This window comes from Nocardioides abyssi (assembly GCF_030412915.1).
In the GTDB taxonomy this organism is placed as follows: domain Bacteria; phylum Actinomycetota; class Actinomycetes; order Propionibacteriales; family Nocardioidaceae; genus Nocardioides; species Nocardioides abyssi.
The window spans coordinates 88,273-113,448 of the sequence record NZ_JAUHJR010000008.1; the positions used below are offsets into that span (position 1 = coordinate 88,273).

23 protein-coding genes are annotated in these 25,176 nt (G+C 73.6%); 6 read left to right on the plus strand and 17 right to left on the minus strand.

The window, feature by feature from the left end; genetic code table 11:
• Window positions 1-49: 49 nt before the first annotated feature.
• Both QWY29_RS16580 and QWY29_RS16585 read right to left on the minus strand, forming a co-directional pair.
• Window positions 50-1,066, minus strand: a complete 1,017-nt coding sequence (locus QWY29_RS16580) for a CU044_5270 family protein (RefSeq protein ID WP_300962161.1) — start codon at window positions 1,064-1,066, stop codon at window positions 50-52.
• A complete protein-coding gene (locus tag QWY29_RS16585) occupies window positions 1,063-1,707 on the minus strand; it encodes an RNA polymerase sigma factor (RefSeq protein WP_300962164.1) in 645 nt (214 codons plus the stop codon). Before QWY29_RS16585 ends, QWY29_RS16580 begins: the two co-directional genes overlap by 4 nt.
• An 85-nt stretch (window positions 1,708-1,792) precedes the next feature.
• Here QWY29_RS16585 and QWY29_RS16590 point away from each other — a divergent pair, with 85 nt between their 5' ends.
• Window positions 1,793-3,187 (plus strand): HNH endonuclease signature motif containing protein, encoded by a 1,395-nt coding sequence (locus QWY29_RS16590; protein WP_300962165.1) that lies wholly within the window; start codon window positions 1,793-1,795, stop codon window positions 3,185-3,187.
• A 3-nt stretch (window positions 3,188-3,190) separates the two neighbouring features.
• On the opposite strand, the gene QWY29_RS16595 is transcribed toward QWY29_RS16590, so the two are convergent.
• The 4 genes from QWY29_RS16595 to QWY29_RS16610 form a co-directional block, all read right to left on the minus strand.
• On the minus strand, window positions 3,191-3,532 hold the full coding sequence (locus QWY29_RS16595; protein WP_300962167.1) for a DUF2200 domain-containing protein: 342 nt from the start codon (window positions 3,530-3,532) through the stop codon (window positions 3,191-3,193).
• A 28-nt stretch (window positions 3,533-3,560) separates the two neighbouring features.
• Window positions 3,561-4,706 (minus strand): hypothetical protein, encoded by a 1,146-nt coding sequence (locus QWY29_RS16600; protein WP_300962297.1) that lies wholly within the window; start codon window positions 4,704-4,706, stop codon window positions 3,561-3,563.
• A gap of 256 nt (window positions 4,707-4,962) precedes the next feature.
• Window positions 4,963-6,261, minus strand: coding sequence for a calcium-binding protein (locus tag QWY29_RS16605; protein ID WP_300962169.1), 1,299 nt, complete (start codon window positions 6,259-6,261; stop codon window positions 4,963-4,965).
• 46 nt (window positions 6,262-6,307) lie between these two features.
• On the minus strand, window positions 6,308-7,141 hold the full coding sequence (locus QWY29_RS16610; protein ID WP_300962171.1) for a universal stress protein: 834 nt from the start codon (window positions 7,139-7,141) through the stop codon (window positions 6,308-6,310).
• Window positions 7,142-7,182: 41 nt separating this feature from the next.
• On the opposite strand from QWY29_RS16610, the gene QWY29_RS16615 reads away from it, so the two are divergent.
• Entirely contained in the window at window positions 7,183-7,728 is a 546-nt protein-coding gene (locus QWY29_RS16615; protein WP_300962175.1) for a DUF488 domain-containing protein, read from the plus strand.
• Between the two features lie 94 nt (window positions 7,729-7,822).
• Here QWY29_RS16615 and QWY29_RS16620 read toward each other — a convergent pair whose 3' ends face one another.
• From QWY29_RS16620 to QWY29_RS16650, 7 genes are all read right to left on the minus strand, one after another.
• Window positions 7,823-9,967 (minus strand): acyltransferase family protein, encoded by a 2,145-nt coding sequence (locus QWY29_RS16620; RefSeq protein WP_300962177.1) that lies wholly within the window; start codon window positions 9,965-9,967, stop codon window positions 7,823-7,825.
• A gap of 119 nt (window positions 9,968-10,086) precedes the next feature.
• Entirely contained in the window at window positions 10,087-11,136 is a 1,050-nt protein-coding gene (locus QWY29_RS16625; RefSeq protein ID WP_300962178.1) for an LLM class flavin-dependent oxidoreductase, read from the minus strand.
• Window positions 11,133-12,677 carry an APC family permease gene (locus QWY29_RS16630; RefSeq protein ID WP_300962179.1) on the minus strand — a complete coding sequence of 515 codons (1,545 nt, stop codon included), beginning with the start codon at window positions 12,675-12,677 and terminating at the stop codon, window positions 11,133-11,135. The genes QWY29_RS16625 and QWY29_RS16630 overlap by 4 nt, the downstream gene beginning before the upstream one ends.
• A complete protein-coding gene (locus QWY29_RS16635) occupies window positions 12,674-12,991 on the minus strand; it encodes a hypothetical protein (RefSeq protein ID WP_300962180.1) in 318 nt (105 codons plus the stop codon). The genes QWY29_RS16630 and QWY29_RS16635 overlap by 4 nt, the downstream gene beginning before the upstream one ends.
• Window positions 12,988-14,499, minus strand: a complete 1,512-nt coding sequence (locus tag QWY29_RS16640; RefSeq protein WP_300962181.1) for an FAD-binding oxidoreductase — start codon at window positions 14,497-14,499, stop codon at window positions 12,988-12,990. The genes QWY29_RS16635 and QWY29_RS16640 overlap by 4 nt, the downstream gene beginning before the upstream one ends.
• A complete protein-coding gene (locus QWY29_RS16645; protein WP_300962182.1) occupies window positions 14,496-15,854 on the minus strand; it encodes a (Fe-S)-binding protein in 1,359 nt (452 codons plus the stop codon). The genes QWY29_RS16640 and QWY29_RS16645 overlap by 4 nt, the downstream gene beginning before the upstream one ends.
• Window positions 15,855-15,995: 141 nt before the next feature.
• On the minus strand, window positions 15,996-16,844 hold the full coding sequence (locus QWY29_RS16650; RefSeq protein WP_300962183.1) for a formate/nitrite transporter family protein: 849 nt from the start codon (window positions 16,842-16,844) through the stop codon (window positions 15,996-15,998).
• A gap of 157 nt (window positions 16,845-17,001) precedes the next feature.
• Here QWY29_RS16650 and QWY29_RS16655 point away from each other — a divergent pair, with 157 nt between their 5' ends.
• Entirely contained in the window at window positions 17,002-17,565 is a 564-nt protein-coding gene (locus QWY29_RS16655; RefSeq protein WP_300962185.1) for a dihydrofolate reductase family protein, read from the plus strand.
• Between the two features lie 32 nt (window positions 17,566-17,597).
• Here the strand turns inward: QWY29_RS16655 and QWY29_RS16660 are convergent, their stop codons facing one another.
• Together QWY29_RS16660 and QWY29_RS16665 are read right to left on the minus strand one after the other, a co-directional pair.
• Window positions 17,598-18,185, minus strand: coding sequence for a sugar O-acetyltransferase (locus QWY29_RS16660; protein ID WP_300962186.1), 588 nt, complete (start codon window positions 18,183-18,185; stop codon window positions 17,598-17,600).
• Between the two features lie 61 nt (window positions 18,186-18,246).
• Window positions 18,247-19,161, minus strand: a complete 915-nt coding sequence (locus tag QWY29_RS16665) for an NAD-dependent epimerase/dehydratase family protein (RefSeq protein WP_300962187.1) — start codon at window positions 19,159-19,161, stop codon at window positions 18,247-18,249.
• Between the two features lie 164 nt (window positions 19,162-19,325).
• On the opposite strand from QWY29_RS16665, the gene QWY29_RS16670 reads away from it, so the two are divergent.
• Together QWY29_RS16670 and QWY29_RS16675 are read left to right on the plus strand one after the other, a co-directional pair.
• A complete protein-coding gene (locus QWY29_RS16670) occupies window positions 19,326-19,562 on the plus strand; it encodes a hypothetical protein (protein ID WP_300962188.1) in 237 nt (78 codons plus the stop codon).
• 44 nt (window positions 19,563-19,606) lie between these two features.
• Complete coding sequence (locus tag QWY29_RS16675) at window positions 19,607-21,151, plus strand: non-homologous end-joining DNA ligase LigD (protein WP_300962189.1); 1,545 nt, start codon at window positions 19,607-19,609, stop codon at window positions 21,149-21,151.
• Window positions 21,152-21,178: 27 nt separating this feature from the next.
• On the opposite strand, the gene QWY29_RS16680 is transcribed toward QWY29_RS16675, so the two are convergent.
• Complete coding sequence (locus QWY29_RS16680) at window positions 21,179-22,627, minus strand: WS/DGAT/MGAT family O-acyltransferase (RefSeq protein ID WP_300962190.1); 1,449 nt, start codon at window positions 22,625-22,627, stop codon at window positions 21,179-21,181.
• A gap of 98 nt (window positions 22,628-22,725) precedes the next feature.
• On the opposite strand from QWY29_RS16680, the gene QWY29_RS16685 reads away from it, so the two are divergent.
• The gene (locus QWY29_RS16685) at window positions 22,726-23,970 is read left to right on the plus strand and encodes an alpha/beta hydrolase fold domain-containing protein (RefSeq protein ID WP_300962191.1); all 1,245 of its coding nucleotides are present in this window, start codon (window positions 22,726-22,728) and stop codon (window positions 23,968-23,970) included.
• Window positions 23,971-23,999: 29 nt separating this feature from the next.
• Here the strand turns inward: QWY29_RS16685 and QWY29_RS16690 are convergent, their stop codons facing one another.
• Entirely contained in the window at window positions 24,000-25,139 is a 1,140-nt protein-coding gene (locus tag QWY29_RS16690; protein WP_300962192.1) for a CDP-glycerol glycerophosphotransferase family protein, read from the minus strand.
• Window positions 25,140-25,176 lie beyond the last annotated feature (37 nt).

The following is a 25,176-nucleotide window of genomic DNA, read 5'->3' on the forward strand; positions in this document are numbered from 1 at the left end:
TCCGACCGTCGCCGCGACCGATCCTCATCGGTCGCGGCCCCGGCGCGCGTCAGGCGCGACCGCCCCCGGCGGGCTCACGACCGGGCTCGTCGACGACCGCCCGCTCGAGCACCGCGGTGGCGTGAAAGAGCATCGGCTCGCCGTCCGGCCCCAGCAGGTGGTCGCGCGTGCCGAGCAGCTCGCCGGTGCCGGGGTCGACCACCCACAGCGTGCGCGACCGGAACCGCTCGTCGGTGCGGCTGATGCCCACCCCTCGACGTCCGACCGCGTCCTCCGCTCCCCGCTCGAGCACCACGCCGGGCACGAGGCGCGCCGCGCGGTAGAGCGCGGCGGCGAGGTCCGGCGGCAGCACCGTCTCGCGCACCAGCCCGGTCATCAGGTCGAAGACCGCCTGCTCGGGCTCCTGCCCGTCGACCGGCACCGCCAGCGCCTCGAGCTCGTCGAGCAGACGGTCGGGGTCGGTGGGCAGCGAGGCGAGCCAGGAGTACGTCGGCCGCCGGGCGCCCGCGGGGTCGGACCCGACCGTGACGATCGGCCAGTCCTGCCCGTCCTCCCGGATGAGGCTCCCCCGGCTGCCGTGGGCGTCCGGGTCCTGCGCGAGCCAGATCTCCCGCTCGTGCACGGCGCCGAGGTCGGGGGCCTCGCCGAGCGCCGCCTCGTTGGACACCACCGCGCTGCGGACGTAGACGAACTGGTCGTCGCCCACCGCGGGCGTCGGGGCCCGCCCGGCCACCGCGGCGATCGCCTGCAGCCGCGAGGCCGCCGCCGGCGCGGCCGCTACCGGCCGAGGGCCGTCCGTCGGTCCGGGCTCGGCGCCGCCGAGCAGGGTCGTCGCCAGCAGTGCGACGGCGGTGGCCAGGCAGGCCACGACGAGCCCGGCCGGGGCCACGGTGCGGACCACCTCGCGGCGCCGGTCCGTACGCCGTGCGGCGGCGAGCGTGCGCCGCTGCAGCGCCCGGCGGTGGTCGTCGGACAACGTGATCGGCCGCGGGGGCGGGAGCTGCTCGCGCAGCGCGAGCAGGGTGCGGTCGTGGCGGTCCGCCGGCGTGTGCTCGGGCTGGTTCATCGTCGGGCTCCTCGGGTCTCGCGGGTCTCGCGGGTCTCGCGGGTCTCACCTGTTGCGTGGTCGGAAGTGGCGCCCGGCTCCCCCGGCGGCTCGGTGAGCTCCCGCAGCCGGGCGCGGGCGCGGGCGAGCCGTGACCGCACGGTCCCGACGGGGACGCCGAGCGCCTCGGCCGCCTCCGCGTAGCTCAGTCCCGACCACACGCACAGCCCCAGCACGGCGGCCTCCCGCGGCGGCAGCAGGCGGACCGCCTCGGCGGTACGGGCCAGCGTGGCGGCGTCGTCGATCCGGCTGGCCGCCTCGTCGGCGAAGTCCTCGACCACGCCCGGCCCGGGACGACGGGCCAGGAAGCCGAGCCGCCGCCGCGCGCCGCGGCGTACGTTCATGGCCTGGTGGGCGGTGATGCCCAGCAGCCAGGGCCGCAGCGGTCGGTCGTCGTCGGCGATCCGGTCGCGGCCCCGCCACGCGGCGAGGAACGTCTCGGAGGTGACGTCCTGCGCCGCGCTCCAGCTGCCGGTCAGGCGGTGGGCCAGGGTGAAGACGGCGTCGACGTGGGTGCGGAAGAGGTCCGCGAACGCCTCGTCGTCGCCCTCTCTCAGCGCCCGCCGCACACGCCGCGGATCGGCCTCGCTCTCGTTGCTCATGCCTCTACTTGTCCGCGGGTGGGAGTCGGTTCCCGACCTGTGCACATCTCTTCTATTCGTACGTGTGTTCGACTAGCATAAGGCCATGTCCTCGACCGATATCCCCGCTACGCGCGACGTCGCCTCCGTGGCCGACGTCGACGTGACGCCCGGCGCCGTGCTGGCCCGGCTGCGTGCGGCGCGACGGGCCGCCGACGCGGCCGAGGTGGAGGTCCTGGTGCTCGCGGTCGAGTGGGCGCACGCCCACCCGGTGCTGCCGGGGCAGGAGGCCTGGAGCGTGCCCGGCATCCCCGGGTGCGTCGACGAGGCAGCACCGACGGACGGTGCGGACGACGACCCCGAGGCGGAGCTCGTCGGTGACGAGCTGGCCGGCCTGCCGCTGGTGCGGTGGGACGCCCCCGCCGCCTTCGCCGCCGCCAACGCGATGACGACCGATGCCGGTCAGTCCCTCATCCGCGACGCCCTCACCCTGCGGCACCGCATGCCGCGGGTGTGGGCGCGCACGCTGGCCGGCGAGGTCACCGCCTGGCGCGCCCGCCGCATCGCGCAGGCCGTGCTCGGCCGGCCCGACGACGTCACGACGTACGTCGACACCCACGTCGCACCCGTCGCCGGCACCATCGGGGCCGTCCGGCTCGACCGGGTCGTCGACGAGGCGCTGCTCCGCCTCCACGCCGAGGAGCGCGAGCTGGCCCAGCTCGCCGCGCTGGACAGCCGGTACGTCCGTCTCGACGAGCGCACCCTCAACCACACCGGCATCGCCGAGCTGGTCGTCCGCGGCGATTGGAAGGACCTCCACGACCTCGACGCGACCGTTTCCCGCCTGGCGGTCGTCCTCGCCGAGGAGGGCCGGGCCGGCCACGGGCTGTCCCTCGACGTGCGCCGCTCGATGGCGGTCGGCGTCCTCGCGGACCCCGCAGCGGCCACCGCCCTGCTCGACGGTGACCGGCCGTCGCGACCCAGCAGCAAGACCGTGCTCTACCTCCACCTCACCGACGCCGGCCTCTGCGGCCTCGAGCCCGTCGGGCGCAACCAGACCACCGGCCGCCCCGAGCTGGAGCAGGTCATCCGCTCGTGGTGCGGCCGGGAGGACACCCACCTGGTCGTCCAGCCCGTCCTCGACCTCGCCGCGCACGTCCACGCCGAGCAGTACGAGGTGCCCGACCGGCTCCGCGACCAGGTCGCCCTCCGCGAACCGCAGTGCGTCTTCCCGTGGTGCACCCGTCGGGCGGCGGCCTGCGACTGCGACCACATCCACCCGCACGGCGCCGGCGGCGCGACCTGCGCCCACAACCTCGCCCCGCTGTGCCGCCGCCACCACCGGCTCAAGACCCACGCGCGATGGCGCTACCGGCCGCTCGACCCCGTGACCGATCCCGGGGTCCACCTGTGGACCGACCCCCACGGTCGCCACTACCTGCGCGGACCCACGGGCACCACCGACGTCACTGGCGTCACCGACCCGATCCCCCGCGCCTGAGCGTCAGGACCGCAGGACCTTCTCGAGCGCCTTGCCGCGCGCGAGCTCGTCGACGAGCTTGTCGAGGTAGCGGATGCGTCGCATCAACGGGTCCTCGACCTCTTGCACCTTCACCCCGCACACCGACCCCGTGATCTCCGAGACCAGCGGGTTGAGCTCGGCCGCGGCGAAGAACTCCTCGAACGTCGTCCCCGCCTCCAGGTGCCGGGCCACCTCGGCCTCGTCGAAGCCGGTCAGCCACTCGATCACCGCGTCGAGCTCGGCCTTCGTCCGCCCCTTGCGCTCGACCTTCGTGACGTAGAGCGGGTACACCGACGCGACGCTGGTGGTGTAGATCCGGTGCATGCCCGGAGGGTACGCCGCCGGGCACCCGTCAGTCGGTCTCCGGCCCGTCCTGTGACGAGAGTGCCGTCGAGCTCAGGGCCGGCTTGTCGTCCGGAGCCGAGGCTGCTTCGCGCAGCTTCGGCGCTGCGGGTGACCACGCCTTCAGGTGCTGGACGACATCACCGTAGAAGGAGTCCACCAGGTCGATGACGGAGTCGATGAAGGCTCCGCGCCCCCGGCCTCGCTTCACGCCCATGGGCACCGACAACGCAACTCGGAACGAGCGGATGTCCTTCTTCGGATCGGTGACGAGCACGGCCGGGTCCTCGCGTACCTTCCCCAGGAGCTCGGCAGCGCTGCTGCCACGTGCGTTGGCGACGAACGCCTCGACCCTCGTCGAGTCGGGCGCGTGCTTGAGCTGCCGGAGCAGCCAGTTGACCCTGGTGGTGGGGCGGCCCTCCCGTGGGGCGTCCACGTCGACATGGCAGGTGACCCTGCCCGCACGTAGGTCGGCAACGACGTGGATCGGTGCCACCGCGTTGGGGATCCGGATGGCTCCGGCCAGCTCGGCCTGGTCGACCATCCGCGTGAGCAGGCTCTGCGAACGCAGCGCGGGCTCGGCCTGCTCCTTGCGGGTCAGGACCGGCAGGATCTCGGTGCCGAGCTGACGGCCCAGCCGGAGGCTGACGTACTGGAGCAGCGCATCGAAGCGAGCCGCCACTTCCGGCGCCGTCCGGTCGGACGCGCGCAGCGTGCCGGCGACGACCGCGTCCCGCACGGCGCCCCAGTTGGCACCCATGTCCTCGAACTCCATGGCGCCGGACCTCGGGTGCTCGAGGTATCGGATGAGCTCGCCGAGGATCCAGGCCTGCTCCGGGTCGGAAACACCTCGGTGCTCCTTCTGGACGACTGCGGTCGACAGCACCTGCGACCAGGACCAGTGGTGGATGTCGACCTTCTTGAGCTTCCGCCTGTCCACCTTGGTCGGGTGCTGCCCCGCGATGCTCGGGATCTCGTTGCTGATGGTGACCAGCGCGTCGAAGCCCTGTTCCCGCGCCACGTCCAGGTAGTTCTCGAGCTGTTCGGTCTGCAGCTCGTTCTTGCCGGTCTTGACCTCGACGAGCGCCGTCCAGGACCGGGCACCTCGGCTGACTCGGATCAGGCCGTCCGGGTAGCACCGCTTCTCCCCCAGCATGAACGGCACCTCGATGAAGGTGTCGACGTTGCCGGCCGGCGCACCGAGAGGACCGAGCAGCGCCTTGCTGAACTCCTTGACGACGCTCATCACGGCGAGCACGGCTGATGTCGCACGCCGTTCCTGCTCCTCGGCCCCACTGATGCCGGAGGTCGGGATGAGTCGGGCCTCGTGCCAGGTCTCCTCGGACATGCGGGGAGGCTACGGCGGAAGTTAAGACTTCGGGGCGGAACGACTGAGGACCCCGGACGAGCACTCACTCGAGCTCGCACTCCCGCTCGATCTCGGCCCGGCAGCGGTCGGTGCCGGCGCCGCCGACGGCGCGGTCGCGGCCGGCGCCGCCGATGAGCACCTCGCCGTCGACGTCGCCGCTGAGCCGGTCGTCACCGGGGCCGCCGCGGAGCACGGTGCGGGTGTCCTCGCACTGCTCGGCGCGGGAGCGGAGGACGTCGTCGCCGCCGGCGCCGCGCACGACGCCGCCGCAGGCACGCATCACCACGACGTCACGGCCCGGGGTGCCCAGCACGACGACGTCCTCGCGCAGCGCGCCAGTGGACCGGACCAGGAGCTTCTCGACGGCGAACGGCACGGTCGCGCCGTTCCTGGTGAAGGTCCGGCGGTGGAGGTCGTAGCGGACCGGCAGGTCCTCGAGGTCGGCGTACCCCTGCACCTCGACGTGGTCGATCCCCGGCCCGCCGCGCACGGACCGCGGGTCGCCGTGCAGCGTGATCCGGTCCCGGCCACCACGCGCGTCGACCGCGGCGGAGCCCACCACGGAGATCGCGTTCGGCCCGTCCGTGCCGAGCACGGTGAGGTCGGCCGATCCGGCCCGCCCGACGACGTCCTCGAACGCGTCGGCGACCGCGACCGTCTCCCCGTCGAGCCGGGCCCGGCCGTCCTCGAGGTCGACGACGAGCTCGCTCCCCGCAGCGCCGGCTGCGGTGAGCACGACGGTGTCCCGGCCGGCGCCACCTCGCAGCCGCCGGTCGTCCCCGGGTGCGAGCCCGTACGCCGTGACGGTGTCGTCGCCGTCGCCGAGGGACACCCGGTCCCGGTCCGGTCCCTGCGGGCCGGCCATCGTCGTGACCGAGTCGCGACCGCCGTACGTCCGCACCACGTCGGTGTTGTCGGGCCCCTCGCCGGGATAGGGGTCCTCGCCGTCGAACCGCTCGGCGTAGACCCGGTCGCGCGCGTCGGACCCCTCGAACAGGTCGGACCCCGAGCCGAGCACCACCCAGCTTCCGGCGGTGGAGCGGTGCCGCACCCGGTCGTCGCCGTCCCCGGCGTCGATCCACCGGGCGCCGGTCGCGCACACGGTGTCGTCGCCACCGAGCGTGATCACCCGCGACACGTCCGAGACGACCACGACGTCGTCCCCCTCGGTGCCGACCACCTCGGTGGTCCCGGGCTCGGCGACGACGGTCGGCGCGAGCCCGAAGCAGGGCGGAGCCGAAGCGGCACCCGCAGGCACCGCGGACACCGCGACCGGCGCGTTCGAGATTGCGGCCACGACGAGGCCACCGGCGATGAGCAGAGGTCGGAGCACGGCTCGCACGAGGGGGTCCTTCCGACGACGGCGAGGCTCCACGGTACGCCGCCGGCTACCGCTCCGGCACGACGCAGACCGGACCGTTCGCGTGCTCGACCACGGCGAGCGCGGCCCGCGGACCGCGCGCGGCCCGGGGCTCCTTCGCCGCACCGACCAGCACGAGGTGGCTCGTGCCGCTGGCGTCCTGCAGCGCGTGCACGAGGTCCCGGTCGACCGCCCGGTGGCGGACCGCGACACCACGGTGGCTGCCCGCGGGCAGGAGCGCCGACGGGTCGTCCTGCGGACGGTGCAGCACGGTCACGGGCAGGTCGCGGACCCGGGCGTGGAGCAGGGCCCGCTCGACGGTGCACGGGCCGAGCAGAGCGGGGTGGTGGGCCACGGTCACTCCCGTCCGCGGCGTCCGCGCCGGGCCGCCGCACCAGGGCCGGACGACCACCACCGGGCACGTCGCGTGGCGGGCCACCCCGGCGCTCACCGACCCGAGCAGCAGCGTCCGCACCGGCCCGCGACCGCGCGACCCGACGACCAGCAGCGCGGCGTGCCGGGCGCAGGCGAGCAGCGCCTGGCGGGCGTCGTTCCGACCGACCGCGGTCAGCACCTCGACGCCCGGCACCAGGTCGGCCACCGAGCTCGCCGCCCGCACGACGAACCCGCGCGAGTGCTCCTCCAGCTCCTGCAGCAGCGCCTCCGGGGCGCTGCCGGGCACGCCCGCCCAGGCCGAGGCGAAGGCGGTGCCGGCGTCGGCCGCGTGGAGCACCACCAGCCGCCGCCCCTCGAGCACGGCCTGCTCGGCCGCCCACAGCAGCGCCTCGTCGGCCTGGGTCGAACCGTCGACGCCCGCGACGACCGCACCGTCCAGCGCAGCGGAGCCGAGCAGCCCGTCCATGCCCCCAGCGTGCCTCAGCGGCGGTGGGGCACCGGGCCCACATGCCGCAGCTGCTCACCGTCGGACACGGCACCGCGGACCGCGACGGCCTCCGCGACCTCCTGCTGAGCGCCGATGTCGACCGGCTCGTCGACGTGCGCCGCTTCCCCGGCAGCCGCCGCAACCCGGACGTCTCGCGCGACGCGATGGAGCAGTGGGTGCCGGCCGCCGGGATCGACTACGCGTGGGAGCCCCGCCTCGGCGGGCGCCGCAGCGTCCCGAAGGGCCAGGACCCCGCGGTCGACGGCTGGTGGCGGGTCACCGCGTTCCGGGGGTACGCCGCGCACATGCGCACCGACGAGTTCCGCGCCGGCCTCGACGAGCTGCTCTCTGGCGCAGCCGCGGGCACGACCGCGATCATGTGCAGCGAGTCGCTGTGGTGGCGCTGCCACCGGCGGATGGTCGCCGACGCGCTCACGCTGCTCCACGGCGTACCCGTCCACCACCTCGCCCACGACGGCCGCACCACCCTCCACGAGCCGTCGGCCGGCGCGCTGGTCACCCCGGAGGGTCTCCGCTACGACGCATCGACCGCGGGGCCGGGGTAGTCCGTGACGTTCGGGTGGCGATCCGGGCCGAAATCCCTGCCGAACGTCACGGACTACGCCGCCGACGCCGCCCAGCCTGTGGACAACGAGCCCGTCAGTCCCGGTCCCAGACACCGAGCGCGCGGCCGAGGGGCTCGCCGAGCTGGTCGGAGTACGCCGTGGTGAGGTGCCCCAGGTCGCGCATGGTGATCGTCGCGCCGACGACGGCCGGGCACACCCCGCCCGCGCAGAACCAGCGCTGCGGGTCGACCCAGTCCACGCCGGCGTCCTGGGCGGCGTCGCGCGCGGCGAGCGTCACCTGGCGGGCGGAGTCGACCGGCTCGTCGAGGCAGTCCTGCAGGGTGGCGCCGCGCCGGCCGAGGCAGTCGGCGGGCTCGCGCTGCCGCTTGGGGGCGTCGCCGAGGACGGCCACCTGGCCGGCGTGGGGCCGGACCTCGTCGATGACGTCGGCGAAGCCCCGGCCCATCGCGTCCAGGATCTCGCCGCGGTCCTTGACCACCTCGCCGTCGACCACGACGCCGCGGGGCGCGGACCCGGTGACGACGACGAGATCGGGCTTCAGCTTGGCGACCCGGTTGAGCGCCCAGCGGTTGAAGTCGGTGCACTCGTCGAACGGCTCGTCGAGCCTCGGGTGCAGCGAGACCACGCGCGCGGGCGTGCAGGCCGACTTCACCAGGTAGTAGGCGCGGTAGCCGGCACGCTCCGCGATCCTCTCGAAGGCCGGCACCCAGTGGCGTCCGTGGGAGTTGCCGAGCAGCACGATCGTCCGCTCGCCGTCGGTGTCGCCGCGACGGCACAGCGTCCACGGCGCGGCGCCGTAGTCGCACTCCCCCAGCTCGGCCTTGTCACCCTTGAGGTCCAGCAGCCCGGGCTGGAGGTCGGAGGGGATCGGCTCGCCGTCCTTGGCCGCCCGCGCGCTGGCCTGCACCAGCGCGACGGCGGGGTCGTCGGAGAGCCGCTCGCCCGTCGGCCCCTCGTCCTGGGAGGCGACGGTGATCGGCGGGGCGTCGTCGTGCACCATCGAGCGCTCGACGGCGGCGCCGGCGACGAGGCTGGCCGCGAGCACCAGGCCGACGGAGGCCGGGTAGAGCCGCAGCGTCCGCCGCGGCGTCCACGACAGCGTGCGGAACGGCGTCTCGACGAAGCGGTAGGTCGCCCACGACAGCGCGAACGTCACCAGCACCGCCGCGGCCGTGCCGCGCAGGCTCAGGTCGCGGCCGACGTGCTGGGTGGCGATGAGGAAGACCGGCCAGTGCCAGAGGTAGAGGGAGTACGACGCGTCGCCGACCCACCGCAGCGGCGCGATCCCGAGCATCCGCTGCACCAGCGGCGGGCGCCCCGACCACTCGGCGCCGGCGACCATGACGGCGCCCGTGCCGAGGACCGGCAGCAGCGCGACGTACCCCGGGAACGCCGCCTCCTCGGTCGTGGTGAAGCAGGCGACGACGATCGCGGCCAGGCCGGTCGCGGCCAGCAGGCTGCGGTCGCGGGCGCCCAGCGCCCGCACCAGCCACGGCGCGACGATCGCGAGCAGCGCGCCGATCCCGAACTCCCAGGTGCGGGTGAAGGTGGAGAAGTACGCCGTCTCCGGGCTCGTCGTAGAGGCGTGCACCGACCAGGCGAGGCTCGCCGCGGTCATCGTGCCCAGCACGACCGCCGCCCGCGCGCGGACCGACCCGGCCCGCCGCGACGCCCACCAGGCGGCGAGCACGACCAGCAGCGGCAACGCGAGGTAGAACTGCTCCTCGACCGCGAGCGACCAGAAGTGCTGGAACGGCGAGGCCGCGGTGTCCTGCGCGAAGTAGTCGGTCTGCTCGCTGGCGAAGCGGATGTTGGCGGCGAAGAACGCGGTCCACAGCGCGTCGGTCGCGGCGTCCTTGGCCTCGACGACCCCGAGCCAGATCGCCGACGCCGCCAGCGTGGCGATCGTGACCACGGACGCCGCGGGCAGGATGCGCCGGGCCCGCCGGGCGTAGAACGTGACCAGCGACACCGACCCGTCGCGGTCGACCTCCTTGAGCAGGAGGTGGGTGATCAGGAAGCCCGAGACGACGAAGAAGACGTCGAGGGTGACGAAGCCGCCGGGGTAGGGGCTCAGCCCCGCGTGGTAGAGCATGATCGCCAGCACGGCCAGCGCGCGGACACCCTGGATGTCGTCGCGGAACCCTCTCCGCTGCGGCCTTCCGCCCTCCCTCCCGTGGGTCCGGGACGGACGGGCGGAGTGCTGCGAGGGGGGCACGCTGACCTCTCGGGCAGGGACGGGTTCGGGCTGGCGGTGCGGACACGTTCCGGCGGGCTCCGCGCCGGACGAGAGCCGACCTCGACGCTAACAAGCCGGTCCAGCCCACCGCCCCCGGGTCAGGCGAACGCCGGCATCACCTGGTCGTGGACCAGCTGCAGCTGGGCGTTGATGTCCGGGACCCCCTCCAGCTCGCGACCCATGAGCGCCTTGACCAGCGCGGCGTCGGTGATCGCGAGGATCATGTGGTTGACCCCGGTCGGCTCGATCTGCTCCTTGATGAGGGCGGTGACCTCCTCGGGCGTGCCGGCGATCGAGAGCCGGTCGGCGATGTCCGGGGTGGTCAGCTCGATCCCCCGGGCCATGTCGCCGGCGCCGATCGCCTCGATGATGGGAGCCATCTCCTCCGGCTTCACGCCGTTGCGCTCGAGCTGCTCGTGCGGCATCGAGGACGCGTAGAGCCCGACCATGCTGCGGGCGGCGTCCTTGGCGACGGCGGAGTCCTCCGCGACCGAGAACACCACCCAGGAGCCGAGGTCCAGGTCGTCGAGGTCCTTGCCGGCCCGCTTCGCGCCGATCGCGCAGTGCTCGATCATGTACTCGTAGGCCTCGCGCGTGTAGCTGAGCGCGTGGTGGCAGCCGTCGGAGAGCTCGGCGGCCGCCTCGAACGACTTGGGCCCGCGCATCGCTCCCATCATCACCGGCAGGTGCTCCTGCACCGGGCGGGCGAAGGTGAACAGGCCGTTGTAGGTGAAGAAGTCGCCGTCGAAGGTGACGACGCCGTCGTCGAGGAGCGTGCGGATCACGTGGACGGCCTCCTTGACCCGCGAGAGCGGCTTGGTGCCGGCCCAGTCGATGCCGTACTGCGCGAGCAGGCCGAAGTTGCCGCTGGAGACGGCCACCTCCGCGCGGCCGCCGGTGAGCTCGTCGAGGGTCGCGGCGGCCTGCGCGACCAGCGTCGGCTCGCGCAGGCAGATCCCCGAGACGCTCGGGCCGAGGCGGATCCGGCTCGTGGTCGCCGCGGCCGCCGCGAAGAGCAGCCACAGGTCCTTGTGCCAGGTCTCGTCGGCGGCGTACACCGCGTGGAAGCCGAGCTCGTCGGCCTTCTGGATCGACGCGAGGGACTCGCTGAGCGGGTAGTCCGGCAGCATCGCGTAGCTGAACCTCATCGGATGGCTCCTTCGGCGGGCGGGGAGGGACGGTCGCTGTCGACCGGGGCGGGGATCGCGTCCCCGGCGAGGGCGTCGCTGCGCTCGTGGGGACGCGCGAGGACGAGGTAGAGCCCGCCGATGCCCACGCCGATCGCGGCGGAGAGGGCGACGAGCCAGTTGTCGTACCACGGCAGGCCCGGGCTCCGCGGCCACGCCATGTTGACCATCGCCAGGACGCCGTACGCCGGCGCCGCGGCGTTGACGACCAGGCCCCACCGGCCGAGGGTGAACGGCCCGCTCGGCACCCAGCCGAGGAGGCGGGCGCGCAGCGCGGCGGCCGTGACCATGTGGAAGCCGAGGTAGATGCCGAGGGTGGCGAAGGAGATGATCGAGGTCAGCGCCTTCGTCGAGAACACCGAGCCCAGGACGATCACGGCCGGCGCGACCGCGGCGACCACCATCGCGTACGGCGGGACGTGGCGACCCGGCAGGAACGTCCGGAACAGGCGGGCGCCCGGGACCATGTCGTCGCGCGCGTAGGCGTACAGCAGCCGGCTCGCGGCGGCCATCAGGCTGAGCGCGCAGGAGAGGAACGACATCATCACGACGACCAGCACGACCTTGGTGCCGGTCTCGCCGAAGGCCTCGTGCAGGATCGTCGTGACCGGGTCGGCGTCGGTGCCGTCGATGACGCGGGCGTAGTCGGAGACCGCCAGCAGCAGCGCCAGGCACACGAAGATCGCCGCCGCCCCGCCGACGTAGATCGTCATCCGCATCGCCTTCGGGATCTGGCGCGAGGGGTCCGGGACCTCCTCGGCCACGTCGCCACAGGCCTCGAACCCGTAGTACTGGTAGATGCCGATCAGCGCGGCGGCCATGAACGCCGAGAGGTAGCCGCCGCTGTGGCCCACCACGTCCCCGGTCTCGAAGATCACCGACAGGGACTGGTGCCGCTCGGTCAGCAGCAGCCACCAGCCCACCGCGAGCGCGCCCATCAGCTCGGCCGAGAACCCGACGACGGCCGCGGTCGCCAGCCACTTGGTCCCCATCAGGTTGATGGCCAGCGCGAGCGCCAGCAGGATCAGCGCGCAGGTGATCGTCGACGAGGTCCCGGGGGTGAAGCCCAGGAGCTGGGCGAGGAAGGGCCCCGAGCCGTAGACGACGCCGGCGATGGTGGTCAGCAGGGCGATGAGGTAGATCCAGCCCGTCATCCACGCCCACCGACGGCCCCACAACCGGCGCGCCCAGGGGTAGACGCCGCCGGCCACGGGGAACTGCGAGACGACCTCGCCGAAGACCAGGGCGACCAGGAGCTGCCCCACGCCCACGATCACCAGCCACCAGATCATCGCCGGCCCGCCGCTGACGAGGCCGACCGCGAACAACGTGTAGATCCCGACGACCGGGGAGAGGTAGGTGAAGCCGAGCGCGAAGTTCGCGGCCGGGCTCATCTCGCGCCGGAACTCCGAGCGGTAGCCCAGCGACGCCAGCGTCGCCGCGTCGGCGTCGTGCTGGCGCCGGTCGCCCGGCAGCGGCCGGTCCCCGAGCCGGTGGCTCACGGCCCGACCTCGCGGTCGTCGTCCTCGACCTCGTGCAGCAGCCCGGAGCCGGCCACCACGCGGTCCGCGAAGTGGCGGTGCATCCAGGTGAGGTGGTCGTGCCGGCCGTGCACGATCCGCAGGCTGTCCCAGGCAGGCATCTGCTGCTGCTGCACCCAGCGCTCCATCAGCCGCGGGTCGACCTCGAGGACGTGCTCGAAGGTCGTGACCGCGACGTCGGTGACCGGGACCGCTGGCGGCAGGTCGTGCTGCTCGGCGTAGCGGTAGCCGATCCGGCCGCCGCCGTCCTGGGGGTCGTGCTCCTCCGGGCTCATGGCGCCTCCTCGGTCCGGTAGGCCCGGTCGAGGAGGTACTTGCCGGGGTTCATGATGTTGTTCGGGTCCACCGCACGCTTCACGTCGAGCATCACGTCGAAGCCGCGGCCGAGCTCGTAGGGCACGAGGTCCACCTCGCCCTCCCGGCACGACCCGTGGCAGGCGCTGATCGAGCCGTCGTGGGCCAGGGCCGCGGCCGCGATGTCCCGCTTGGCCCGGACCCACAGCTCCCACGCCCGGTCGTCGAGCTGCTGCTCCCAGATCCCGACGTCGATCTCGGTCAGGTAGTCCACGCCGGTGTCGGCCGAGGTGTAGGCGAACATGCCCCAGTCGTCGAAGACGTCGCTCTGGCGGCGCAGGTCGGCCACGATCGCGTGCCAGGCCCGGCTGACCGCCGGCACCCGGGTGTAGCTCACCGCCGCGTCCTCGCAGTGCCAGCTCATCGGGATCACCTGGCCGTCCTTCGTGCGGCCGTGCAGCGGGGTGGCGTACCGGTCGTGGCGGGCCGCCCAGTCCCCCTCGGAGATCTCGTCGCCGAGGTAGCGGGCGCCGTGCTCGCGCGCGATGCGGAAGAGCCGCTTGCCGCCGACCCGCACCTCGTCCTCGTAGCCGTAGAGCACCGCGCAGACCAGCGCCCGGACGTCGCGCGGCTGCGGGATGTAGGCCTCGTCGTCGCGGCGGAGGTAGGCGACCTTCCACTCGTCGAAGAGCACCGCACCCGCGAAGGTCGCCACGCCGGCCCGGGCGAGCGCACCCACGCAGCGGTACGCCGCGTCGTAGTCGTCGAAGGCCCAGAACGGCGACAGCTCGGCCTCGGGCTTCGGGTAGAGCTTCAGGGTCGCCTCGGTCGCGATGCCCAAGGTGCCCTGGTGGCCCATGAACAGGTGCTTGAGCTGGTAGCCGCTCGAGGACTTGCTGATCTTCTGGCCGACCCCGTCGCCGACGTGCAGCACCTCGCCGGTGGGCAGCACGTGGTCGAAGCTGAGCACGAGGTCCCGGGTGTGCCCGTAGCGGGACCCGATGAGCGACCACCCGCTGGTGCCGATCCGCCCACCCACCAGCGAGCAGGGGTACGACGCCGGGTCGTCGGGGTAGATCAGGCCGTGGACGGCCAGCTGCTCGTTGAGCTTGAGCATGCTGGTGCCGGCCCCGACGGTGGCGGTGCGGTTCTCCAGGTCGATCTCCTTGACCTGGTTCATCCGCTTGACGTCGACGACGATCCCCCCGCGCAGCGGCACCGCGCCGTCCGTGAGGCCGGTGCCGCCGTCGCGAGGGACCACCGGCACCCGGAGCTCGTTGGCGATCCGGACGACGCCCGCGACCTGCTCGGTGCTGGTGGGCAGCACGGCGAGGTCGGGCATCCGCTCGGCCCAGCGGTGCACGGGGAACGGCGCCGGCACGCGGGACCGGTTCAACCGGTCGGCGCGCGAGGTGAGGATCTGGTCGTCGGCCAGCACGGTGCGGAGCGCGGTGACCACCTCGTCGACGCGCTCGACCTGGAGCGTCACGGCGCACCGCCGTTCGTCGTCCCGCCCACGTCGATGCCGAGCGAGAGCGCCAGCAGCTCGTGGATGTCGACGACGTCGATGCCGACGGCCTCGCCCGCGCCCGCGAGCGGCCGCTCGGACCAGGGACAGGCGCTGACCAGGGTGTCGACCCCGAGCGCAGCGGCCTTGTCGACCCGGCCGGCGGCGATCCGCTCGGTCAGCTCCGGCTTCTCGATCGGGAGCCCGCCCCCGCCGCCGGAGCAGTAGGACCACTGGGTCACCCGGTCCACGTCGTGGAAGGTCAGCCCGGGGATCGCCCGGAGGACCTCGCGCGGCTCCCGCCAGATGCCCTTGCGCTTGTTGAGCCGACAGGGGTCGTGGTACGTGATCGTCCGCTCGACCGGGACCGACGGCGTCAGCCTGCCCTCGCGGAGCAGCTCGGCGAACAGCTCGACGACCAGGACGACCTCGATGTCGGCGTACTCCTCGCCGAAGTAGCGCGGGTAGTCCTCGGTGAACGAGATGTAGTCGTGCGGGTCGAGCACCAGCACCCGGGTCGTGCCGGTCGCGCGCCAGCTGTCGAGGTTGTGCCGGGCGAAGCGCCGTGCCTGGTCGACGTACCCCATCTCCGCCGCCGGGCCGCCGCAGCACCACTGCTCGTCCATCAGGCCGAACTCGACGCCCGCCAGCTGCAGCACCTGCGCCACCGCGCGCGGCACCGAGGTCCGGTAGAACGCGGCCTCGCAGTCGACGAACAGCACCGTCGACCCGCCGACGGGCAGGTCGAGCCCGGCGCTCCAGTCGCGGACGTGCTCCTGGCTGACCGGTGTGTCCCCGAGCACCGGCTCGTGGGTGAGCTGGTCGGTGCGTGCGTTCCAGGTTCGCCAGCCCTCCTGGTGCACCCCCTGGTCGACGGCGAGCGCCCGCACCGCCTTGACGACGTCGACGGTGCGGGTCCGGAAGCGGTAGAAGTCGCCGGTGAAGAGGGTGTTCGGGCAGCGCAGCTCGCACGCGCCGCACTGGGTGCAGTTGACGTAGTCCGCCGCCACGTCCTCGATGCTCAGCTGCCCCTGCTCCATCGCCACGACGTTGGCGTGGAAGGCGGTCGGGGTCCACGACTCGTTCCGGGTCACCTGGGTGACCGGGCAGACCTCGCGGCAGAACTTGTGGCCCGAGGAGAAGCAGTTGTACGCCGCGTTGCGCCACTCGGCGGCGAGCTCCTGCTCCGGCGTCGCCGTGACGTCCGCGAGCGGCAGCGGCTGCCGGGCGATGGTCTCCACGTGCTCCGCGAGCTGAGCCGGGTTGTCCCGCATCCCGGGGGTGAACGGCACCGCCAGGGCGTCGTCCGCCCGCTCCGGGTCGTCGATCTGGGTCATCTCCCCCACCTCTGCGCCGCGTCGGTCGGACCATGCCGAGACGTCGGAACCTAGGGCGTGGTGGGGCGGCCGGCATCCTCAACATGGGGGAAGTCGCCGTGCGTCCGGGCCGGTGGGACGGCCCCCGCTCAGGCCCCCTGCTCAGGCCCCCTGCTCGGGCTCCGGCTGGTCCTTCGCGGGCTCGTCGTCGCGCAGGAAGAGGTACCAGTAGGAGGTCGCGACGAAGACGACGGCGCCCACGAGGTTGCCGGCGCCGGCGAGCAGCCAGTTGGTCACCACGTCGCCCCAGCCGAGGTCCGGGACCCCGGCGAAGATCGCGGCCGGCAGGAAGAACATGTTGGCCACGACGTGGTCGAAGCCCATCGCGACGAAGGCCATGATCGGGAAGAAGACGGCCAGGATCTTGCCGGCGACCGACCGGGCGGCCAACGACATGAAGACCGCCAGGCAGACCAGCCAGTTGCACCCGACCGCCCGCAGGAACGTCTCCCACGCGGTGTGCGCGGTCGCCTTGTCCTCGGCGATGCCGGCCAGCCGCTCGAAGGTCATCGCCGCGGCGCTGCCCGCCTCGGCCGACGAGCTGCCGATGACCCCGCTCTGCACCGCGAGGAAGAACGCCACGAACAACGCACCCAGCAGGTTGCCGACCAGCACGAGGCTGAGGTTGCGGGCCACGTCGCCGACCGACAGCCGACCCTCGAGCGCCCCCAGCGGGACGAGCATCATGTTGCCGGTCGCGAGGTCGGAGCCGGCGACGACCACCAGCACCAGGCCGAGGGTGAACGCGGCGCCGGTGAACAGCGTCGGCAGCGTCCCCCACGTCGCCGGGTCGAGGCCCGAGGAGACGCTGATGGCGACCATCCCCCCGAAGGCGATGTAGGCGCCGGCCAGGAACGCGCTGACCAGCACCCGGTCCCACGACCGGTGCACCTTCTTCACGCCGGCCGACGCCGCGGCGGCCGCGGTCTCCTGTGGCTCGAGAGCGGACATCGGGCACCTCCGAGGACGCTGGTCGGGGGTGTCGCCCTCGGTTGGGCTGGTACCCGCCGACGCGGTCGGGATGCCCCGCTCGCGGCCCCCGCCCGATGAGTCCCGCGCACCGCGCCGGTCCACCTCGTCCAGGACCGACGGACGGAAGGCGCGAGGCATGCGGAAGCTGACCTACGGGATGAACGTGAGCCTTGACGGCTACGTCGCCGGGCCCGACGGCGACCACGGGTGGGGCGCCTCGAGCGACGAGCTGTTCGCGTGGTGGCTCGCCGAGGAGCAGGCCGTCGACGTGATCGCCTACGGGCGTCGGCTGTGGGAGGCGATGAGCTCCTACTGGCCCACGGGCGACCAGCAGCCCGACGCCACCCCGGCCCAGGTCGCGTTCGCGCGCAACTGGCGGGACACCCCGAAGGTGGTCTTCTCCTCGACGCTCGCGTCGGTCGACTGGAACAGCCGACTCGTCACCGGCGACCCGGTCCCCGAGCTCACCCGCCTCAAGGCCGAGGACGGCGGGCCGCTGCGCGTCGGCGGGCCCACCCTCGCCGCGGCGGCGATGCGGGCCGGCCTGGTCGACGAGTACGCCGTCGTCTCCCACCCGGTGCTGCTCGGCGGTGGCCTGCCGTTCCTCACCACGCTGGACGCGCGCGTGGACCTCGACCTCGTGGAGACGCTCACCTTCCCCGGCGGGGTCGTGATGACCCGGTACGCCGTCCGGCACTGAGCCCCTGACGGCGGGCGCTCCAGAGGACCAGCTCAGTCGTCGGTCAGCTGCTTGACGACCCGCGCGGGGTTGCCGACGGCCACGACGTTCGGGGGCAGGTCCTTGGTCACGACGGAGCCGGCCCCGACGACGGTGTTCTCGCCGATGGTGACGCCGGGGAGCACGATCGCGCCGCCGCCGAGCCACACGTTGTCGCCGATGGTGATCGGCTGCGCCGCCTCCCACTTGTCGCGGCGCGGGCCGGGCTCGAGGGGGTGCGTAGGCGTGAGCAGCTGGACGTTCGGACCGATCTGCACGTCGTCGCCGATCGTGATCGCCGCGACGTCGAGGGCGACGAGGCCGAAGTTGGCGAAGCAGCGCGCGCCGATGGAGATGTTGGTGCCGTAGTCGACGTGCACCGGGGGCCGCAGCTCGGTGCCCTCCCCGACCGACCCGAGCAGCTCCTCGAGCAGCGCGCGGCGCAGCGGCGCCTGGCGCACCGTGGTCGCGTTGTACGCCGCCATCCGGTCCAGCGCCGCCGCGCTCGCCTCCGCGATCTCCGGGTCGTCGGCGAGGTAGAGCTCGCCGGCCTCCATCCGCTCGCGCATCGTCCGGGTGTCGGTCGGCCGCTCCTCGCTCATGCGCGTGAGCCTAGGTGCCCCGAGGCGTGGCGGACCCGGCGCAGGTCGTCAGCGCCGGTCGTCAGCGCAGCCCGTCGGCGAGCTCGGCGAGCGCCTGCTCCAGCGACACCGCCGGCGACCAGCCCCAGGCGCGGGCCCGGTCGGCGACGATCCGGCCGGTCCACGACGGCTCGTCCACCCACTCCGGCTCGACGCCGACGGCGGAGGTGACGGTCTCGTGGTAGTCCCGCGTCCGCGCCGGCTCCGCCGCCAGGTTGACCGGCGTGCAGCGGCCGGTGACCGGCCCGCGGCCGGGGTCGTCGGACCCGGCCACCACGCCGGTCGCGACGTCGGCGAGGAACGCAGCGAGGTCGCGGACGTGGATCCAGGCGAACGTCTTGTCCGGAGCGGTACGCCGCGCGTCCGGCTGGTCGCGGACGGCGGCGGGCCGCAGCGTGTTCCACACCGAGGTCTCCCCCGGCCCGAGGATCGCGGGCGGGCGCACCAGCACCCGGGTGATCCCGTCGACCTCGGCCAGCGAGGCGTCGGTGTCGCGCTTGGTGACGCCGTAGTCGCCACCGTCCTCGCCGACCAGCGGCGAGCCCTCGTCGACGTCGCCCGTCCCGGGCGTGCGGTCGTAGACCGCCGCGGTCGACACGTGCACCAGCCGGTCGACACCGGCCTCGCGCGCGGCCCGCGCGAGGATGGTCGTCGCCTCGACCCCCACCCGGTGCTGGGTCTCGCGGTCCGAGCCCATCGGGTGGACGGTCGTCACCACGGCGGTCGCGCCCTCGACGAGCGACGCGGCGAACGCCGGGTCGCCGAGCTCGCCGACCCGCTCCTCCACCCCGGCCACCGCCGGCGCCGAGCCGGCACGGCGTACGACTGCTCGCACGGAGGCGCCGCGCTCGACCAGGGCGGTGCAGGTGGCGGACCCGACGAAGCCGTTCGCGCCGGTCACGACGACGACAGGGGCGTCTGCTGCTGTCTCGCTCATGCCGGCCACGATGGCACGCACGGCCACACGGCCCCCCGCTCCGGGTGCGACGATGCGGAGCGGAGGTGCATCCGATGACGGACCCAGGTCACCCACCAGAGGATCGAGACCCAGACGATCGCGACGGACGGGCGGAGACCGAGCAGCGGGCGATCGACCTCGAGGTGCGCTCGAGCGAGGCCGACGAGCGCGACGCCGTCGCGGCCGACCGCGAGCGCTGGTCGGGGCAGGCCGCCGACGACCGGTCCCGCGCCGCCGACGAGCGCGACCGGGCGGCCGACGACCGCGACCTCTCCGCCGACGAGCACGACCGGCGGTCGGCCGAGCGCGAGCGGACCGTCAGCGAGCGGGAGCGCGCGGCGGACCAGCGCGAGATCGAGGAGCAGCAGCAGCCCGGCTGACGGCCGACCAGGAGAGCCTGACCGCCGGTGGGTACCGACCGGCCGTGACCGACCCGCTCGCGACGTACCGCTCGATGCGCGACTTCGCCCGCACGCCCGAGCCCGCCGGCGACGTGGCGACCGACGAGGGTGCGCCGCGCTTCGTGGTGCAGCGGCACCGGGCCAGCCACCTCCACTACGACCTGCGGTTCGAGATCGACGGCGTGCTGGTGAGCTGGGCGGTGCCGAAGGGCCCGACGCTCGACCCGGGCACCCGGCGGCTGGCGGTGCACGTGGAGGACCATCCCGTCGACTACCTGCACTTCGAGGGCACGATCCCCGGCGGTGAGTACGGCGGCGGCGACGTCATCGTGTGGGACACCGGCACCTTCGAGCCGGTCCGCACCGACGACCCGGCGGTCGCCGTCGCCGCCGGCGAGCTCCACGTCGAGGTGCACGGCCGCAAGCTGCGCGGCCGGCTCGTCCTGGTCCGCCGCGAGGGCAAGGGCTCTGGTTCCGGCAAGGACGAGTGGATGCTCCTGCACAAGCGCGACGAGCACGCCGTGGACGGCTGGGACCCCGAGGACCACCCGCGGTCGGTGCTGAGCGGCCGGACCAACGACGACGTCCTCGCCGGCGTCCCGCCGACGCCGGCCGCGGGCGTCCCCGACGAGGCGATCGACGCGCTGGGCGACCTGCCCGGTGTCGGCGGCACCTGGGAGGTGCACGGCCGGCGGCTGAAGGTCACCAACCTCGACAAGGTGCTCTTCCCGGGCCGCCCCGGCGAGGAGGCGATCACCAAGCGCGAGCTGCTGGCCTACGCCGCGCAGGTGGCGCCGGTCGCGCTGCCCTACCTCGAGGGCCGGGCCGTCAACCTGCACCGCTACCCCGAGGGCGCCGACCGGCCGGGCTTCTGGCACAAGCAGCGTCCCGACCACGCACCCGAGTGGGTCGACTGCTGGGAGAACCCGGACGCCGACGAGGGCGAGACCACGGCGTACGTCGTCGCCGACGAGCCGGCCACGCTGGTGTGGATGGCCAACTTCGGGGCGCTCGAGTGGCACCCGTGGACCTCGCGGACCCAGGCGATGCACGAGCCGACGTACGCCCTGGTCGACCTCGACCCGGGCGAGCGCACCAGCTGGGAGGATCTGCTGGTGCTGGCCCGGCTGCACCGCACCGCGCTCGACCACCTCGGCGTGACCGCACTGCCGAAGGTGACCGGACGGCGCGGCATCCAGGTGTGGGTGCCGGTCGTGCCGGGCTACTCGTTCACCGACACCCGTACCTGGGTCGAGCGGCTCTCGCGGACCGTCGGGAAGGTCGTGCCGGAGCTGGTCAGCTGGAAGTGGGAGGTCAAGGCGCGCGGCGGGCTGGCACGGCTGGACTACACGCAGAACGCCGTCAACAAGACGCTCGTCGGCCCGTGGTCGCCGCGGCCCGCGCCCGGCGCGCCCGTGTCGGTGCCGATCCGGTGGGAGGAGCTCGACGACCCCGACCTGCGGCCGGACCGGTGGACGATCCGCACGGCGCTGGACCGGATCGCCGAGCACGGCGACCCGTTCCGCGCGCTGCTCGGCGCCGCCCAGGAGCTGCCCGAGATCAGCTGACCGTCACCCGAGCGATCAGCCGAGCGATCAGCTGGTCTCGGCCTCCTCACGCAGTGGGCGGGCGGCCACCGCGGCGCGCAGCTCGGCCAGCTGGGCGGGGAACCGCTGCACCAGGTCGTCGGGGTGCGGCACCGACTCGCGGCAGGCGATGACGCCGACGTGCAGGTGCCCGTGGTTGGACATGACCGTGATGTTGAGCCCGGCGCCGTGGAACACCGGGCCGAGCGGGTAGAGCCCGAGCACCTCGGCGCCGCAGAAGTACAGCGGGACCGGCGGACCCGGGACGTTGGAGATGACCAGGTTGTGCACGACCGGGTGCCGCTCGGCCAGGCGGAGCGAGGCGTAGGTCCGCACCGCAAGCCCGAAGGTCCGCGGCGCGGCGAACTCCGCCCAGTCCTGCAGCGAGTCCGCGCTGATCGCGTTGTGGTGCTCCTTGGCGTGCCGGTTGCGGGTGGCCATGTCCTCGAGCCGGACCAGCGGGTCCTCCTCGTCGGTGCCGAGCTTGGCGAAGAGGGCGGAGACCTTGTTGGCGCCGCTGGACCGCTTCGTGCTGCCGTGCACCGAGACCGGCACGGTCGCGAGCAGCGAGTCGTCGGGGAGCTCGCCGCGGTCCTCGAGGTACGAGCGCAGCGCGCCGCCGGCCACGGTCAGCACGACGTCGTTGACCGTCGTGCCGGTGGCCGCCTTGATCTCGCGCACCTGCTCGAGGTCCATGTCGGCCAGCGCGATCGTGCGGTGACCGGTGATGGTGCCGTTGAACGACGTGCGCGGCGCGGTCAGCGGGGCCGCCATGGCGGTGCCGGCGCGGGCGCGGCCGACGGTCTTGGTGACCAGCTGGGCCGAGGGGCTGAGCAGCCGGGCGGCCTGCACCGGCTTCGTCGCGTTGGACAGCAGCGCCCGGCCGAGCAGCTCGAGCTGGTCGGGGTCGCGCCCGTAGGTCTGGTCCGCGGCGGTGGCCAGCGGGTCGGCCTCCGGCTCGAGGCTGCACAGGTGGGAGACCAGGTTGGCGCCGGAGACGCCGTCGACGGTGGCGTGGTGCATCTTCATGAAGACCGCGACCAGGTCGTGGCCCAGCCCGGCGTCGTACCCCTCGATCACCCACATCTCCCACAGCGGCCGCGAGCGGTCGAGCGGCTGCCCGGCGAGGTGGCCGGCCAGCTCGGTCAGCTCCGCGAGCCCGCCCGGCTGCGGGAGCGCGAGGCGGTGGACGTGGCGCTCGATGTCGAACTGCCGGTCGCGCACCCAGATCGGGTGGTCGAGGCCGAGCGGCACGCGCCGCAGCTTGCGGGTGAACGCCGGGGTGTCGCGGACCCGCTCCTCGACGGTCCGCTGCAGGCGGGCGAAGGTGTACGGCTCGGGCATCGTCGCGGGGTCGAGCACGATCATCCCGCAGACGTGCATCAGCTGCGCGGGCGTCTCCAGGTAGAGGAAGCTCGCGTCGAGCCCCGACAGCCGGTCCACCACGAGCATCTCCATCCGACGTAGAACGTGTTCTGGTCCTCAACGGCCCGGACCGTACGACGTCACGCGAACGCGTCGGTGACACGCGTCAACTCCGCACTACCCTCGTGCGCATGTCGTTCCTCCGACGTCAGGTCGTGACTGCTGCCCTCACCGCGAACGCCCTGCGGCCGCTGCCCGGCTTCCGTCCCGGCATCCCCGCCTTCGCCGCGGGCTGGCTCGTCGGCGAGCTGGCCCCGCACGTGCTGGCGCTGACCGTCGCCGACGCCGCCGCGCACGCCCGGGGCCGGCGCCGTGACCCCCGCGGGCTGGCCCTGGCCGCCGCCAGCAGCGCCGGCCTGGCCTACCTCGTGGCCCAGGCCCGCCGCGTGCAGCAGGGCGCCGAGGACAGCCTGGTCGAGGGCCTCGGCGCCGACTACGTCGAGCAGCTCGACGCCGCGCCCACCCCCGCCGACCTCGCGGTGCCGTGGCGGCGCCTGGTCAACCCGTTCCGCATGCGCGACGCACGTGTGCGGGTCGAGAAGAACATCGCCTACGACCCCGCGATCGGCCGGCGCGGCCTGCTCGACGTCTACTCCCCCGCCGACGGTGTCCCCGACGGCGGCGCGCCCGTGCTGCTGCAGGTGCACGGCGGCGGTTGGACGATCGGCAACAAGGACCAGCAGGGCATCCCGCTCATGCAGCACCTCGCCGCCAAGGGCTGGGTCTGCGTCGCGATCAACTACCGGCTCTCGCCGCGCTCGGACTGGCCCGCCCACGTCGTCGACGTGAAGAAGGCGATCGCCTGGATCAAGGCCAACATCGCCGAGCGCGGTGGCGACCCCGACTACGTCGCGATCACCGGCGGCTCGGCGGGCGGCCACCTCGTCGCGCTCGCCGCCCTCACGCCCGGCGACCCGGCGTACCAGCCCGGCTTCGAGGACGCCGACACCTCGGTCCAGGTCGCGGTGCCGCACTACGGCGTCTACGACTTCGCGGGCTCGACCGGAACCAAGGCCGCCGAGCAGCTGCGGGACCTCTTCCTCGCCCCGCGCGTGCTGAAGAAGACCTGGGCCGAGGACCCCGAGGCCTTCGAGAACGCCTCACCGATCCTGCGGATCACGCCCGACGCGCCGGACTTCTTCGTGCTGCACGGCGCCTACGACACCCTCGTGCCCGTCAGCCAGGCCCGCGCCTTCGTCGAGAAGCTGCGCCGGACCTCCAAGCGGACGGTGGTGTACGCCGAGCTGCCGGGCGCCCAGCACGCCTTCGACGTCTTCCCCTCGATCCGCAGCAGCCACGTCGTCCGCGCCATCGACCGCTACCTGCACTGGCACTGGAACCAGCACCGACGCGAGCACGGGCGCCTCGCCGGCTGAGCCGCTGCTCGACCAGCCGGGAGATCCCCTCAGGCGGTGATGGCGGTGCCGGGAGCCGTCTCGCCGAGGAGGTGGTCGCGCAGGCCGGCGAGCTCGGTGACCGCGGCGAGGAAGCGCACGGTGCTGTCGCCGACCTGGAGGTCGTCGAAGTAGTGGTGCCGCATGGCGACGCGCGCCAGGTGGTGCTCGTCGTGCTCGAGCCGCGCCGTGACCAGCTCGGTCAGCGCAGGCACGTCGACGGTGTCGAGGACGTCGGCGCAGCGGCTGACCGGCACCTCCTGCCGCAGGCGGTCGGCGTCGTGGTGGCGGTCGGTGATGAAGATCGGCCGCTCGGTGCGCAGGTAGAGCCAGTCCAGGCCGACCGAGGAGACGTCGGTGACCATCGCGTCGCAGTCGGGCATGACCGCGAGGATGTCGCCGGCGAGGACGGCGGCGTGGCCGGCCGCCGGGTCGCGGCGGGTCGCCTCGTCGAGCAGCGCCAGGACGGTGCGGTGCCCGCCGCGGACGGCCGGGGTCTCGCTGGTGACGACCTTGGGGTGCGGCTTGTAGACCAGGCGCACGTCGGGCACGGCCAGCACCGCGCGCACGACGTCGGGGCCGATCGTGTCGACCGACGTGTAGTCGTTGTACTCCGCGTCGCCCTCCCAGGTGGGCGCGTAGAGCACGGTACGCCGCGTGCTCGGCGCCAGCAGCGGCTCGCGCTGCAGGTCCAGCTGGGGTCGGCCGACCCGGACGAGGCGGCGCGTGTCGAGCTCGAGCAGGCCGGCCTCGTGGCGCTGCACGGCGGCCTCGCCGGCGACGAAGACGCGGTCGTAGGCCTTGGCGTTGTTGCTGGCCATGCTCTGCTTGTCGCTCTCGCCGTGGTTGATGTGCACGTGCAGCGTGCGGGCGTGGAGCAGCGACTGGAAGTTCAGCATCGAGTTGTTGCAGTAGAGGACGACCTTGGGGTCGACCGCGGCGTACAGCTCGGTCAGCTCGGGGAACGACTCGGCCAGCGCGACCGGCAGCGAGGTCCGCGTGCGCAGCAGTGCGGCCGCCTCCGGGTCCCGCGCGACGACCCCGACCGGCTGCTGCTCGGCGAGCAGCTCGAGCACCGGCAGCCACTGCACCAGCTGGTAGGTGCGCGTGGTGTCGTCGGCGAAGTAGGCGAGGATGGCGGCGTCGAGCACCGGCGAATCGTACGGCTCGCGGGCGCCGGAGAAGAAT